The organism is Microvirga sesbaniae (assembly GCF_025460805.1).
In the GTDB taxonomy this organism is placed as follows: domain Bacteria; phylum Pseudomonadota; class Alphaproteobacteria; order Rhizobiales; family Beijerinckiaceae; genus Microvirga; species Microvirga sesbaniae.
Window position 1 is genome coordinate 1 of sequence record NZ_JAMXFJ010000029.1, and the last position, 14,571, is coordinate 14,571.

Below are 14,571 nucleotides of genomic sequence, written 5' to 3' on the forward strand. Positions count from 1 at the left end.
GGCCGCCAGGCCGACGGTCACCGCCGGGTTGAGGTGGCAGCCGGAGATGTGGCCGATGGCGTACGCCATGGTGAGCACGGACAGCCCGAACGCGAACGAGACGCCGAGCAGGCCGATGCCGACGTCGGGAAAGGCGGCGGCGATCACCGCGCTGCCGCAGCCGGCGAAGGTGAGCCAGAAGGTGCCGATGCCCTCGGCCACGCAGCGGTGGATGTTCTGGGTGTTGTGCAGATCCATGTGGTCCTCCTGTGTGTCAGCGCGGACAGACGTCCCGGAAGCCGTGTGTTCGTCGGGGATCGGTGTCGTGCGAGCCTCAGGCGGGAGCCGGCGGAGGGCCGCCGCGGCCACGAAGCCCGCCGCGGCTCGGGCCCCATCGTGCCCGGTCGACAGGTCCCATCCGCACAGACGCGCTCGCAACGACGCCGGGCGGAGGCGTGGGCGCGGCCTCTGCAGCGGAAAGGAAGGGCAGGGCGGACGCGAGCGCCGCCGTCAGCTCGGCCATTGTCATGGCAAGGTCTCCCTTCGGCGAGTCCTTCGCTTGCGCCGGCCCTGTTGCCCGGGCCGTTCTGCTTCGAGGTGAGCTTAGCTCCGTGGCGGGAAACCGATATCCGGTGAACACCTGAGATTTCACCGGGGAAATCCTGAAACGAGGGGCTGCGACGGATCTTGGCAGCGACCGCTTCGCGGACCCTGTTGCCGTCGAAGGCGGCATTCCCGCGAAGCGTCGCCACATGGCCGCCCCGGTGGTATCATGAACCGGCACGGTCGCGGTGCCGGGCCGCCGGGCGGTGCGTGTCGCGTCAGTCGCCCGGGCTTCATCCGGCGGATCTCCCGAGGGAGACACAGCCATGGCAACGGCGAGAGCGGAGCGTCGGCTGGCCGCGATCCTGGCCGCCGACGTCGTCGGCTATTCCCGCCTCGTCGAGCATGACGAGGCCGGGACGCTGTCGGCCCTGAAGGCGCTGCGCCGGGAGGTGATCGATCCGCTGCTGGCCGAGCATCAGGGCCGTATCGTCAAGCTGATGGGCGATGGCGCTCTCGTGGAGTTCGGCTCGGTCGTCGATGCCGTCGCGTGCGCGGTCGCCATCCAGAAGAGCGTCGCCGAGAACCAGGCCGCCATCCCGACGGAGCGACGCATCGTCTTCCGGATCGGCGTCAATCTCGGTGATGTGATCCGCGAGGCTGACGGGGATCTCTACGGCGACGGCGTCAACATCGCGGCCCGCCTCCAGCCCCTGGCGGATCCGGGCGGCCTTTGCATTTCCGGCACCGCGTACGACCACCTCCAGGGCAAGCTCGACTGCGACTACGAGTACCTGGGCGAACGCGCGCTCAAGAACCTGGAGCGGCCGGTGCGGCTGTACCGCGCCCTTCTGGAAAGGAAGACCGCACGAACGGCATCGCCCAGGCCCGCACTCCCGGACCGACCGTCCATTGCCGTGCTGCCGTTCAGCACCATGGGGACGGACCCGGAGCAGGACTTCTTCAGCGACGGACTGACCGAGGACATCACCACGGCGCTGTCGAAGCTCAAAGGCTTCTTCGTCATCGCCCGCAACACGATGTCCACCTTCAGGGGAAAGCCCGTGGACGTGCGCGCCATAGGGCGTGAACTCGGCATCCGCTATGTCCTCGAGGGGAGCGTCCGCACATCCGGCAACCGCGTCAGGGTCACGGCGCAGCTCATCGATGCGGCCTCCGAAGCCCATCTCTGGGCCGAGAGGTACGACGGCGACCTCGGCGACATCTTCGTCATTCAGGACGAGATCACCGCAAGCGTCGTCGGCCGCATCGGGCCGGAACTCATGGCGGCGGAGCATGCCCGCGAAAGGCTCAAGCCGCATCAAGGCCTCGACGCGTGGGAATGTGTCGTGCGGGCGGCGTTCCTCTGTTCCCAATTGTCCGAGGAGAGCAGCCGGAAGATGCTCCCCCTGCTCGATCGGGCCATCGGACTGGCTCCCGACTATGCCCAGGCGCTCGCCATGAAGGGCTGGATCATGATGTGGCGCGCGTTCCAGGGATGGGAGGACATGGGATACGCCCTGGCCCTTGCCAGGGATGTCGTCCGGCAGGCCATTGCTGCCGACGACAAGGAACCGTGGGCCTACCTCGCGCAGACAATGACCGCCTATGCGACGCGTGACGATGCCCTGGGGATGGCGGCGATCAGCCAGGCGGTCGCGATCAACCCCAACTCCGCGTTCGCGCACGGCCAGCTGGGACTCGTGCATGCCAACGGGGGCCGCGCGGCGGATGCCATTCCCTGCATCGACTACGCCCTCAGGCTGAGCCCGCGCGAGGCTTTTCTCGGCGACTTTCAGTTCTACTACGCGATGGCCTACTTCCAGGGCGCGAATTACGAGCTTGGATTGAGGTATGCCCGGGAGGCGCATCGCTTGCGGTCCGGCCACGTCTATCCGCTGGTCATCGGCACGACCTGTGCCGGGCTTATGGGCAACCGGGAGGCCGCCACGGACTTGCTCGGACGGCTCAAGTCGCTCGTCCCCGACATCTCACGGGCCTGGGTCGGGGCAACATCGTGTTTCGTCCGCGCCGAGGACCGGGCGCGCCTGGTCGAGGGGCTGGCCCGTGCCGGCCTGGATTGACGGGCCGGATCGGGCGCGGGAACGGGCCGCTCGCCGGTGAAAGGCTCGCCGTGATCGGGGTTACGCGCACCATGGGCCAATGGCACCCAGCGGCATCTCGTGAAAGACCCGCTCTTCGGGCGATGCGACACGGGCGAGGGCCTCCCGGATCACTTCCGCCATCCTGGGCTCGATCCCTTCGACATGCTCGAGCCGGTCGGCAAGGCCCGCGAGCTGCTCGAGGGTGTGGATCTCCTCCCGCTTGAGCACGGCCCAGGCGATGGGGGGCAGATAGAGACCGTCGATGGGTCCGGCGCAGGTGTCATAGAAACGGGGCATGGAACTCTCCTGATTGACGCCCGGTCCTGTGCGCGGCCACCGCGCGGCGACGCCATCGGCGCGCGACGGCCCGAGGCTCCGTCCGGAGCCTTGGCGCATCATGCGAAAAAGTGGACCCGGTTTTTCGCATGATGCGCCGGCCAAGAGCGGAGCATCGGATCCGATCCCAAACCTGGGTCCCCTTTTGGGTCCGATGCTCTGGCGGCGGGCGCCGCTCCCCGGCAAAGCGCCCGGTTGCGGCGGTTTTGGCCCGGCAGCCCTGAGCCGGCGTCATGTCGCTTCTCCGAAGGGTCGACACAGCCGGTGCTCTCCCGGGCTCATCGAGGGTTGCTTCGGCACAGCCTCAGGGGGCGGAGGACCGTCCGGCACCGTGATGGTGACCCGCTGGCCGGAGCGGGGATCGAGGAAGGTCAGAATCATGGCATCCTCCCGGGATGGATCCCAGTCGGTGTTGGCTTCATGCCCGCAGGGCGGTCTTGTCCTGCGTTCTGTCGCTACCATGCCCTTCCGGTGTCATCGGATCGTGACCGACGCGTGAACTTCATCGACCGGCCGGAGAAAATGTCCGGCATTTGGTACGATTTCACGATGGGCTCACGCGCCTCTTACGGCCGCGGTGAAGAGTGCCGTGGTGGCATTCATCCAGATCGAGCAGCCAGAATGATATGGCCGGCGCGCCAGATGTTATACCGTGGTGGAGCGACAGACCCGGATGGGCAACCTCACTTTTGGGTCCGATGCTCCAGCGTTGCTTTTTCTTGCGGTGATTCGAAAGCGCACCTATCCTTTTCGTCATTGCTTCCAACGGCAGAGGCATTGGCCATGAACAGCCACCGAGCCGACCCGTTATGCCGAATATTTCTCTTGGGTCCCCTGACAGTCCAGGATGGCGCGGGCACGGTCAGGACGCCGCGGGGGCAGAAGGTCCAGGCGCTGGTTGCGATGCTGGCGCTTGCTCCGCGGGGCGCCCGCAGCCGCGTGTGGCTGCGCGACAAGCTCTGGAGCGATCGTCAGGAGGAGCAGGCCAGTGCCAGTCTCCGGCAGGCCCTCACCGAATTGCGCAAAGCGCTCGGTCCGCTGGCGCAGGATATCCTGAATGCCGACAAGAACACGGTTTCTCTCGATCTCGACCGCGTGTGGACCGACATCCGGGCGACAGAGACCAGCGAGGGCAGCGATCTTGACGTGGCGTCGGCCGGCCCGGACCGCGAGCTGCTGGAAGGGATCGATATCGGCGATCCGGAATTCGAGGAATGGCTGAGCCTGGAGCGTCAGTTCTGGGCGAGCCGGATGGAGGCCATCGAGGCGGGAGCCCGGGGAAAGCGAAGCCGCCTGCCGAGCCACGCGTTCGTTCATGGGAACAATGCTCCATCGCAGCGTACCGAGACCGCGATCCCGAAGGCCGCGACACGCGTCCATATCGGAATTCTTCCGGCCATTGCCGTGGGAAACGTGCCGATCAGCCTGGGCGACCGGGTCAACGAACTCGTTGCCAAAAGCCTGCTCGAGACCGGAGAGGTCAGGGTCACGGACCTCTGGTCGTCCATCGCCCCGGCGGGCGACGGCGCGGGCAGGGCGGTCGGTACCGGCGACCCTGTGCCCGAACTCGTTCAGACCCGGTTCCTCTTCCAATGTCGGGCGACCGGTTCGAACGGAGCCATTCAGGTCACGCTCTGCGTGCAAAGAGCCTCCGACCGTTCGCTGATCTGGGTCGACAGCGAGCATGTCTCCGCGCGCTCGCAGGAAACGGACCATCTGTCTCTCGTGGCTCCGATCATACGGCGCGCCGTGGACGGCGTTCTGAAGATTCTCGTTCAGAGCCCGTCAAGGGATGGCGAGGACCTGTCGGGTTCCGCGCTTGTTCTCTCCGCCATCGACCGGATCTTCCGGTTGTCGAAGGATGACCTGGACCAGGCCGAGACAATCCTTCGTTCCGCCATCGAGCTGGCGCCGTCCTCGCAGGCTTATGCCTGGCTCGCCTTTCTCCTCACGTTCCGTGTCGGGCAGCGGTTCTCCCACAATGTCCGTCCCCTGCTCGAGGAAGCTCAGTTCCTCAGCCACAAGGCTCTGGCGCTCGATTCCCAGAATGCCCTGACGCTGGCGCTGGTCGGCCATACGCATTCCTACCTTTTCGGCGAATACGACATTGCGGCGAATCTCTTCGAGCGGGCGATCAGGATCAATCCGACCCAGCCCTTGAGCTGGGATCTCTACTCGATGCTTCATGCCTATATAGGACGCCCCGAGACAGGATTGCGCTGCGCGCAATGGGCGCGGGAGCTCGGGACATCCAGTCCGTACCGCTTCTACTTCGATACATCCTGCTGCATCACGGCGTCCCTGTCGGGACGACACCAGGAGGCAGTCCGCGTCGGACGGATGGTGATGGAGGATCGGCCGCAGTTCAACTCGATCCTGCGCTACCTCGTGTCGAGCTACGCTCATCTTGGAGACAAGGAAGCATCCCAGGACATCCTGGCCCGGCTGAAAGCGGTCGAGCCAGACTTTTCCATCGAAGCTCTCCGCGATGCGCAGTATCCGCTGCTTCGCTCCGAAGGGGGAGCGGCATTCATCGAGGGGCTGATCAAGGCAGGGGTGCGCCGTGTGACGACCTGATCGCAACCTATTCCGGGAGGAGCAGATGGTTGACTCGAAGATGAAAGCGGATGCCCCATCGGCTCGATTTGCGAACTTCCTCAATCAGCATCGATGGGTTGTCCGTGGCGGAACGCTCGTCCCGTTCGACATTCCGGCCCGGACGAGTGCGTCCCCAAGCGCGCGGCAGCCCGAAGGAGACCTCGAACTGCCGCTCGTCGAGCCCACCGCGGGTCCGAGTTTCGCGACGATGAACCGTTCGGTCTTGAACAAATCGATCCTCAACAAGAACAAATCGACCTTCAACAAAGGTTCCTTGAACAAGAACAAAGCTCTGGCGCCGGCAGGGGGCGGCTTCGAGGAAGCCCTTCTCCCGGCGCTCGAACTGCGCCGGCTCCACCAGGGGACGGGACCGCTCGGCGCGCCGCTGCGCCGCTTCGTATGGGAGTGCATCGATATCGAGGCCCCACCCGGACCCGATCGCACCCGTTTCGAGATCGAGCAACTGCTCGCCCTGCAAAATGATCTCCAGGAGAGGGAGCGCCGCCGCCCCGACATCCTCCTCGAAGCCACGCTGGACCTCACGGCTTTCACCCGTCCTCTCAGCATCGAAGGGCAGCACGGCTATGCGGCCACGTACAGCCTGTTCTTCACGATTCTCGCCCTGTGCGAATATGTCGGCCTGATCTACAAGGACCGCTTCGGCCGCGCGCGGCCCAACCAGTTCGATCCGCGGGTGAGACCGATGCTGCCCAACCCCGGCCACTCGTCCTACCCGAGCAATCACGCTTTCCAGTGTTTCTCGATCGCATACGCCTTCAGCTCCCTTCTTCCCGAGCATCCGGGGTCGGCTGAACTCTTCAACGCGGCTCAGCGCGTTGCGGGAAACCGCGAGTGGGCCGGACTTCACTATCCCAGCGACACGCAGGCCGGAAAGCACCTGGCCCGACGCTTTCTGCCGTATCTGGTCGAGGCATGCGCCGACATGCTCGGCGAGGCCCGTGAGGAGTGGATCTGACCAGTCGCGCCATGGAGAATCGATCATGAGTGATCAATATCGAAGCTCTGCCGATCATGTCCCTCATGCCCCGGCGCATGACGACAAGCCTTACCCGCCATACTACTATCTTTGGCATCTCTGCGTGCTCGGCGTCCTTCGCGCGGAACGCGTGGATGGATCGCCCTGTCCCGACATCGTCGGATCGGTGTGGGATGATCTCGATGCGGATCACGGCTCCGAGGCCCATCATCCAACGACGATTGCGATGATCGACGTCGGGGTCGGGCATCACCACCCCAACCTGATGCAGGTCGATATGAACCGGGCCATCGACCTGGTCACCCATCGATACGGGGCTCGCAGGGTCCGCATCGACACAAACGGGGACCTGAAGCCCGAGAAGGAGCTTCCGTTCTTTCGTGATCTGAAGATCGAAGGCCTGGACCTGGATCTCTTCTCCGAGGACGAAAAGACGGCGCTGATCTCCTTCGCTGACAGGCTTCGGGCATCCAATGGCGTGCTCCATATGACGGAGACCCTCGACGCCGCCTTGCCGTCCCATGGAACCGCCGTCGCCGGTCTGGCGGTCGGCGATCCGGGCTTGGTGCACATGGCAGGCGGTCGCATGGTCGAACCCGTTTCCCTGCACGATTTCGTGGAGCGGCCCGACGGGCGGTCGCTGAGAATCCGGGACAATGTCGTTCCCTATGTCGGGGTCGATCCATTCTCCACGCTCGTCCCGATCAAGACGTCTTTCGACGAGGATCCGTGGCCGCTGATGGCGGCACTTCTCTACGCGTATCAGATCGGTTCGGACGTGATCCTCCTGCCCAGGGACATTCCGGATCCGACCCGTGGGATCCTGACGGTGACGAAGGCGCAGAACGCGCAGGAGTGCCGGAACGACAGTCCGTCTGGGACGACCCGTCGCGACAGCGGGACAGCACCGGACGAATGGACGATCCTGAAAAAGCTTCTCATCGCGGTCAGCAAAAAAATTCCCGTCGTCTGCGCGGCCGGGAATTCCGGCGAGAGCCAGCTCATCTATCCGGCCTGTCTGGCAGGCGAGAAGGAACCCGACGGTCGGGAGTCCAATGGCATCATTGCCGTGGGGGCCGTGAACGCGGATGGCCGCCGCGCCGGCTACAGCAATTACGGAATGGGCCTGACCGTGGTCGCACCGTCCAACGACGGAGAAATCTACAACGAACATCAGGCTCGTATCGACTGGGGCAACCCGGCGACGAAACTCCACCCGTATGGGCTGGGCTCCCACCGTGAGATTCCCTACAGCCACTACACGATTGCCACCACCGACCTGCCGGGGGCCTGGGGATATGCCGGCGGGAGCGTGCCCTATGTCGCCAACCTGCCGCCTGAGAACAACCCGGGCTTCGCCGGAGGCTACTATACCGGCTTCGGCGGCACCTCTGCGGCGGCTGGGCTGACCGCCGGTGTTGTGGCTCTCATGAGCAGGGCCCACAAGGCGCGCGCCGGGCGTGATGCTCGGCTGACGGGGATCGAGGCCAAGATGATCCTGATGCGCGCTGCGAACATGCGCCCGGACCGGCTCCAGAGTGGAGGCGGCGGCAAGTCGCGCGGGTCCGCGTTCGAGCCCGATCCGATGAACGGCCAGGCCGAGGCGAAGGCCGATCCTAAGGTCTTTTTCGGCGCTGGTCTCGTCGATGCCGCTGAAGCGGTCCGGACCGTGAAACAATCCGCTGGAGCCTAAAGCATCGGACCCGAAAGTGGACTTGCACTTTTGGGATCCATCCGATGCTTTCTTCTTGATCGGCGCATCGTGCGGACGAAAGCGGGCCACGCTCGTGACCCGAACCATGCGCCGCTTCAAGGAATGAGCATCGGAGAATCGGGATGGCCGTCTCTCCCCTCCACGTCATCACCGGGCTCGTCCCGGTGATCTCAATACGAGAGGCGCCGCGCTTCAAACAATCGGGATGGCCGGCACAAGGCCGGCCATGACGTGGAGGGTGGTGTGACCCGGTGCGAACACCCTCCCACTGTCATCACCGGGCTCGTCCCGGTGATCCCGCTCGGAGAAGCGCCGCACCCCACCGGATCGGGATGGCCGGCACAAGGCCGGCCATGACGTGGGAGAGGTCGCGCCACAGCGATGGTCATCCGCCCCGTCGTCATCGGGGCGCTCGGCCGGCTTCCATGAGCCGTAGCGTCTTGATGGCATCATCGGTTGCCGCGAAGGCCGCCGTGTTGTCGAAGATGCACCAGGTTTGCGCGCCCGTGGCGGTATCCCGCGCCAGCACCTGCGCGAGGCCTGCCAGATAGTCTTCGCTGTAGGCCGAGTAATAGATCCGCGGCGAGCCGTGCAGGCGATAGTAGGACAGCTCACGCCACCCGCCTGGCTCGTCGGCTCCGGGAACAGGCGCCGGGTCGGCCGCCACACGGGCGATCCGAAGCTCGATCAGCAGGGACTCGACGTCCGGAGTGAACCAGGAGCCATGTCGGGGCTCGCAGACGATGCCGCCCTCCGCCCGGCTCCTGAGGTCATCCAGAAACCGGTCGGCGATCCCGGTCTGGAATCTCAGGCTCGGCGGCATCTGAACCAGCAGCGGGCCGAGCTTGGGGCCGAGACCGTTCACCTCGGACAGGAACCGGTCCAGCAGGTCGCCCACGTCCTCCAGACGACGCTCGTGGGTGATGGCCTTCGGGACCTTCACGGCGAAGCGAAAACCGTCCGGCACCGACGCCGCCCAGCGCTCATAGGTGGCCGGCCGATGGGCGCGATAGAACGATGAGTTGATTTCCACGGCGTTGAAGACGGCGCCATAGCGCTCCAAGTGGGTTCCCGTCGCCGGGAAGGGCGCTGCATGCTCCTTCGGGATGCTCCAAGCCGCAGTGCCGATTCTGACCGTGCCCGCGCACCCGGAGGAACCGCGGGTGCCGGTCGTCAGGCGGGCTGTGTCTGAACGATCCTGCATGTGACTCCATGAGCAACGCGGACCGAAGCCTCACGCGGGATGGGACCCGCCGAGGGACCCGGTCGTCCGGAAGCGGTGCTGTGCCAACGCGGGGTCCCGCCGGGGCGTTCCGCCTGCCGTGCCCGGTGCGGAAGGAGCTCTTGCGTCCTCCGGCCGGGATCGCCAGAGGAGGCTGACCCAGCGGACATTGTTGTGGACTTCGACGGGAGCGGGCGTCACCGCCGGCGTCGACAGGCGGGCGAGAGCCTCAGGTTGAGCCTTCTCCCATGAGCCTTCTCCCATGAGCCTTCTCCCATGAGCCCTCTCCCATGACGAGGCGCAGGCTCGGTGGCAGGCCGCCGCACACGGTCAGATCTCAACCTGTTCCGTCCTCAGAGAGGATTGCCGACAAATCCGCCGCCCGGACCAACAGGTCCATGGCCGTTTCGACCTGGAGCCGGACACGCCCGCTCATCGATCGCATCGGATGCAGCGCCGATCTGATGGCGGGCGGCAAAGCGACCGATCGCCTGAAGGCGATCACGGCGACGCGACTGTCGCTCACCTGGCGCCGGAGATCATCGTCTGTGCGCTCCCGTTGGTCGATCTGGAGGCGCCATGGACCCGAGATCGGTGCCGATTCACGGCTGGAGGACCTGGTGCTCGGGGTGCCGGGGCGCCGCCACCGCCTGTTTGCTCGTCTTGAGCTGCTCTGCGGCGGCTTCCAGCGGCGCGACCGGCACGCGGACCAGCCCCTGGGTCGACGTGCCGAGTTCGAGGATCATCAAGATGCCGCCGGAGATCGCCGCAGCCCCAAGGATGTGGAACGCCACCACCGTCGCGTTGCGGGGGGCGAACAGCCCGAAGCTGGCGAACAGAAGCGACAGCCAGAGGATGACCAGGATGAGAAAGGGCGGCGGGACCGTAATGTCGGCCTGCTCCGCGAGCAGCCAGCGCGCCTCCGAAATGGCCTCGAGAAGTCCGATCGCCTGCTCCTTGAGCCTGCGTCCGCGGTCGTCGGCGGGCTGCAGCCGCGTCACTTGGTCGTCGATCGTCTCGAGCAGCGCCAATGCGGCGGCCGACGGTGTCGCGTCCTCGGCCCGGCGCGTCAGCTCGTCGGCCTTCATGGCGGCATAGCGCCCGACGAGGTCGCGGGTGCCGTCGGTGTCGGGGCCGTACCGTCGCAGCACCCTGTCGAGCTTGACGATGTCCATGGCCAGCGTCTCGACCGCGTTCACCCGGGCGCTGAAGGCCGAACTGGCGGTGCTGATCATGAGGCCGATCACGAGGGCGGTCAGCGTTCCGACCACGGCCATCACGACCGACACGGCGGTTCGCCCGTCGCCGGTGAGGTGGGTCTGGGGAAGCCTGGGGGCCAACCCGAGGCCGATCAGGGCCCCGCATGCCACGGCGACGAAGGTCAGGAGACTGATGAGTACCGGTGTCATGGCAGGTCCGCGAGCGCCTCGGAGGAGCCAATCCCAATGCATTCTCCCGAACGGGTCAACCCGTGCCGCCGAGGACGGGGCGAGGCCTCGCTTTCGCTCATGTCCCCGGCCCGCGAGGCGGGCAAGCCGCGACATTCCGCCTGCCCATTGTGCGGCCCGTGCGGCCCGTCGCGATGTGCGCCCCGCTTCTGCTGCGTGTGGAGGGCGCGGACTTTTCCCCGTCCGCCCTCGCGGCCGAAGCGGGCGTCACGGCTCCGTCCCTCGGCGGACCGTCTGCGCTGCCCGCTCGGACAGCGCCCGGATCGCGGACAACGCGGTCTCTAGAGCATCGGACCCAAAAGTGGACCCACTTTTGGGATCGGATCCGATGCTCTCTTCCTTAAGCGGCGCATCGTTCGGGGCGGAAAACCGAGGCCACTTTTCCGCACGATGCGCTAGGCCGGCAGGACGACCACCTTCGTCTTGACCGGTGTTCTCGAATAGAGGTGGATCATGTCCTGGCTGAGCAGTCCGACGCACCCGCTCGTGATGCCCGTCCCGATCGATTCGGCATCGCTGCTGGCATAGATCGTGTAGAGCGTGTAGGCGCCGTTCTGATAGAGATAGAGCGTGCGGGCCCCGAGCGGGTTGTCGAGGCCGCCAGGCATGCCGCGGGCGTATTTGGCCGCCTCCGGCTGGCGCCGGATCATCTCCTTGGGCGGGGTCCAGGTCGCCCATTCGGCCTTGCGTCCGACATACGCGTCACCGCTCCACCGGAACCCGTCGCGTCCGACATTGGCACCGTAACGGGTGGCGTATCCGTCGTCCTCGATCCGGTAGACGTAGTAATTGGCCGGGTCGACGATGATGGTGCCGGGCGCCTCCTTGGTGTCGTAACGGACGGTTTTGCGATAATATTTCGGGTCGACCTTGGCGACGTCGACCGCCGGGATCGGGAATTTCTCCTCGGGCACCGGCCCGTAGACCTTCGAGGCCTCGGCGAAGCTCATCCCGTCGGAGGTCACGCAGCCGGCGAGCCCCGCGGCGCCCACGCTGACCGCCGAGCCGATCAGAAACGACCGGCGGCTCAATAGTCCGGCCCGGCGCCCGCGCAGAGCGACCTCGTCGATGCCTCCGGCACCGGCATTCCCATCGTCCATGATCATGATCTGGTCGCTCCCCGTGTCCTAAGGCCTGACGAGACGAAAGTCCGCCAGGCACCCGCTGAAGGTTCAAGCTGGGCCGACATTGCCGTCCCGCATCCGGATTGGCAAGCCCGGCCCGGGCGGGGCCGCCAGCGCCTGCGTCGGCCTCGGTGCTCGCCGACCGGGTTTTTCGAGGCCCGGCATCATGTGGCCAGGAGAAGAAGGCCGCCACCCGCCAGAACGGCGCTCCAGACGATATCCAGGTTGATCCAGCCCCGCCGGAGGAAGGCGAGCCCCTGGTCGTAGACGATCAGGCTGACGGCCCCGATCACCGCCAGCATGGCTCCGGTATGCACGGCGAGCGCCGCAACGGAGATCGGCAGGGACGTGGAGGCCGTGAGCTCGCCGGCCATCCCGGAGGATAAGCACAACGACAGGAGCGCCGGGATCAGCATGAAGCCCGCCCCATGAGCACTGGCCATCATGAAGGACCACAATGCCAAGCCGGCCAGTCCGGTCTGCATTCCGATGCGCACCGGGGTTCGGTGGCCGGCGAGCATGTGCGTGCCCGCCCAGACCAACAGGAGGATCCCGGCACAGCGGCCGAGCAGGGTCGCGTCCAGAACCGTTCCGAAGAGGATCGTCACGAGCAGAACGGCCCCCACGGCGGCAGCATGCCCGATGGCGATGGGCGCAAGGGCCAGGACCACGAGGGACCGGCTCTGCCGATGAAGGCCCAGCGCGACGGCGAACAGCCAGCCCATGGCCGGGTTCAGGCCGTGGAAGGCGCCGAGCCCGGCAAGGGCCAGCCAGGGCCAGAGAGTGGACGACAGCGTATTCATTGCCTGTCGCGTTCCCGTCGCGTTGCGCGTCTCATGGATAACAGTAGGAATCCGACGAGCAATCGCCTCCCTCGAGACGGACCTGGTGCGGCCGGTGCCCCTTGGGCCACTCGATGAAGAAGGTCTCGTCGAACGAGATGCCGCCCTCCGGATCCGCGTTCAACTTCACCATCCAGCCCTCGAAGCCGCGGTGATAGAACTGCTGGTCGATCGGGCCGTAGAGGGAGTTGGTGAAATAGACCCGCCGCCCGTCCCGGCTGATCTCGACCATCTGAGGCCCGCCGGTCAGATGCCCGTTCGCTGCCTTGGGATGAGTGGCGCGCGAGACGATCCCGCCGATCCGCACCTTGCCGGTGAGCCGGGGATTCAACGGGTCGGACACGTCATATTGCTGGAGGTCGCCCGTGCCCCAGCAGGACACGTAGAGGAACCGGTCGTCCATGGAGAGATCGATGTCCGTCACGAGCGGCGGCACGGCGCCGAAGCCCTTCAACATGTCGGGCAGATCGTCCGGGCTGGCGGGTTCGGCCGGGATGGTGATGATCTTCTTCACGGCCCAGCGATCGCCGTCGCGATACCAGGTCCAGATCGACGAGGAGAGATCCTTGAGGCTGATCACGCAGTTGACGAACCCGTAAGCCTTCGTCGGATTGTGCGCCGGGCGGAGCTCGAACACGAGCTGATGCTCCTCGCCGAAATCGATTTCCTGCAGATGCTTGCGTTTGAGAAGATCCCAGAAATGCAGGCGCCGTCCGTAGCGGGAGCCGAGCAGGATCTCGGGAATGAGGCCGTTCTCGAAGGTGTCGGGCGTTCCCCACTCGCTGGTGACCAGCGTATCGTACCCGAGGTGCCACCAGCCGTCGTAAGCAAGCTGTTGCGGCCCCCGGTCGACTTCCCAGCGTCCCAGCGGTTCGAAGCTCTCGTGATCCATGATGAAGATGCCGCCAGGTGCCTTGCCCTCGGCATTGCCGAGGGCCGTGACATAGATGCCGTCCGGCCCGCAATGCACCGTGTGCGGCCGGGTGTATCCGGTTCGTTCGGCCAGCACCTCGGGCTCGATCACCTTCACGATGGTGGGATGGCGCGGATCAGGCTTCGTATCGAGAATATGGATGCGCGACGAGCGCAGCCCGGGCACCACGAGATAGCGCCGCTCCACATGCGGGTGAGGCATGTTGGGGCACAGGCAGGAGGAACACGCGTTCCAGCCGAAATGGTGCAGTTCGTCGCCCGTGTTGGGCATGGCCACGGACCCGACGATCTGGGCATAGGATGGTGACGCGGGGTCGAGATCGACGACCGCGATGCCGTCGGGCTGCTGCCGGTCCGGATCGAACATGGCCACGTAGGCCAGGGTCTCGGGCGGGGCTTTCTGGGCCAGGCGCGGGGATGGATAGAAACTCGAATCGGGCTGCCAACGCGTCACGACACCCTCCCTGATCGCCCCCTGGGTCGACGGCAAGTGCCATTATTCAAGTGCCATTATTCTTGTGCTGACACCCGCATCATAGCCGATCGTCCAGCTTGTGTCGCGTCTCACGACCCAGGGCATTTTTCGGTGAAGTGGATCCGGTTCACCGTCAAAAAATGTGGCGAGGCCAAGAAGAGAGATGATTCCCCGTGAGGGGAAGCAGATCGAGAGCCTCGGACGTGAAAAGTGGACACCACTTTTGGGATCGATTCCGATGCTCCTTCTCTCGAC

Annotated in this window: 12 protein-coding genes; 4 read left to right on the forward strand and 8 right to left on the reverse strand. The window is 65.6% G+C overall.

Features of this window, described 5'->3' with window-relative positions; translation table 11 throughout:
* The coding region (locus OCW50_RS25640) for an aquaporin (protein ID WP_262299504.1) at positions 1 to 237 on the reverse strand (237 nt) is incomplete at its 3' end.
* Between the two features lie 611 nt (positions 238 to 848).
* On the opposite strand from OCW50_RS25640, the gene OCW50_RS25645 reads away from it, so the two are divergent.
* Positions 849 to 2,606 carry an adenylate/guanylate cyclase domain-containing protein gene (locus OCW50_RS25645; protein ID WP_262299505.1) on the forward strand — a complete coding sequence of 586 codons (1,758 nt, stop codon included), beginning with the start codon at positions 849 to 851 and terminating at the stop codon, positions 2,604 to 2,606.
* Positions 2,607 to 2,666: 60 nt separating this feature from the next.
* Here OCW50_RS25645 and OCW50_RS25650 read toward each other — a convergent pair whose 3' ends face one another.
* Positions 2,667 to 2,924 (reverse strand): hypothetical protein, encoded by a 258-nt coding sequence (locus OCW50_RS25650; protein ID WP_262299506.1) that lies wholly within the window; start codon positions 2,922 to 2,924, stop codon positions 2,667 to 2,669.
* An 864-nt stretch (positions 2,925 to 3,788) separates the two neighbouring features.
* Between OCW50_RS25650 and OCW50_RS25655 the strand changes: the two genes are divergently transcribed.
* From OCW50_RS25655 to OCW50_RS25665, 3 genes are read left to right on the forward strand one after another with little or no spacing between them, the layout of a single operon-like run.
* Entirely contained in the window at positions 3,789 to 5,540 is a 1,752-nt protein-coding gene (locus tag OCW50_RS25655; RefSeq protein ID WP_262299507.1) for an AfsR/SARP family transcriptional regulator, read from the forward strand.
* A 25-nt stretch (positions 5,541 to 5,565) separates the two neighbouring features.
* A complete protein-coding gene (locus OCW50_RS25660) occupies positions 5,566 to 6,537 on the forward strand; it encodes a phosphatase PAP2 family protein (RefSeq protein WP_262299508.1) in 972 nt (323 codons plus the stop codon).
* A gap of 25 nt (positions 6,538 to 6,562) precedes the next feature.
* Complete coding sequence (locus tag OCW50_RS25665) at positions 6,563 to 8,251, forward strand: S8 family serine peptidase (RefSeq protein WP_262299509.1); 1,689 nt, start codon at positions 6,563 to 6,565, stop codon at positions 8,249 to 8,251.
* A gap of 421 nt (positions 8,252 to 8,672) precedes the next feature.
* Here the strand turns inward: OCW50_RS25665 and OCW50_RS25670 are convergent, their stop codons facing one another.
* The 6 genes from OCW50_RS25670 to OCW50_RS25695 form a co-directional block, all read right to left on the reverse strand.
* Positions 8,673 to 9,476 (reverse strand): DUF72 domain-containing protein, encoded by an 804-nt coding sequence (locus OCW50_RS25670; RefSeq protein ID WP_262299510.1) that lies wholly within the window; start codon positions 9,474 to 9,476, stop codon positions 8,673 to 8,675.
* 30 nt (positions 9,477 to 9,506) lie between these two features.
* Positions 9,507 to 9,758 carry a hypothetical protein gene (locus tag OCW50_RS25675; protein ID WP_262299511.1) on the reverse strand — a complete coding sequence of 84 codons (252 nt, stop codon included), beginning with the start codon at positions 9,756 to 9,758 and terminating at the stop codon, positions 9,507 to 9,509.
* Between the two features lie 338 nt (positions 9,759 to 10,096).
* Entirely contained in the window at positions 10,097 to 10,903 is an 807-nt protein-coding gene (locus OCW50_RS25680) for a bestrophin-like domain (RefSeq protein ID WP_262271803.1), read from the reverse strand.
* A 434-nt stretch (positions 10,904 to 11,337) separates the two neighbouring features.
* Positions 11,338 to 12,048 carry a L,D-transpeptidase gene (locus OCW50_RS25685; protein WP_262299512.1) on the reverse strand — a complete coding sequence of 237 codons (711 nt, stop codon included), beginning with the start codon at positions 12,046 to 12,048 and terminating at the stop codon, positions 11,338 to 11,340.
* 182 nt (positions 12,049 to 12,230) lie between these two features.
* Positions 12,231 to 12,869 carry a hypothetical protein gene (locus OCW50_RS25690; RefSeq protein ID WP_262271805.1) on the reverse strand — a complete coding sequence of 213 codons (639 nt, stop codon included), beginning with the start codon at positions 12,867 to 12,869 and terminating at the stop codon, positions 12,231 to 12,233.
* Positions 12,870 to 12,900: 31 nt separating this feature from the next.
* Entirely contained in the window at positions 12,901 to 14,295 is a 1,395-nt protein-coding gene (locus OCW50_RS25695; protein WP_262271806.1) for a selenium-binding family protein, read from the reverse strand.
* Positions 14,296 to 14,571: the final 276 nt, after the last annotated feature.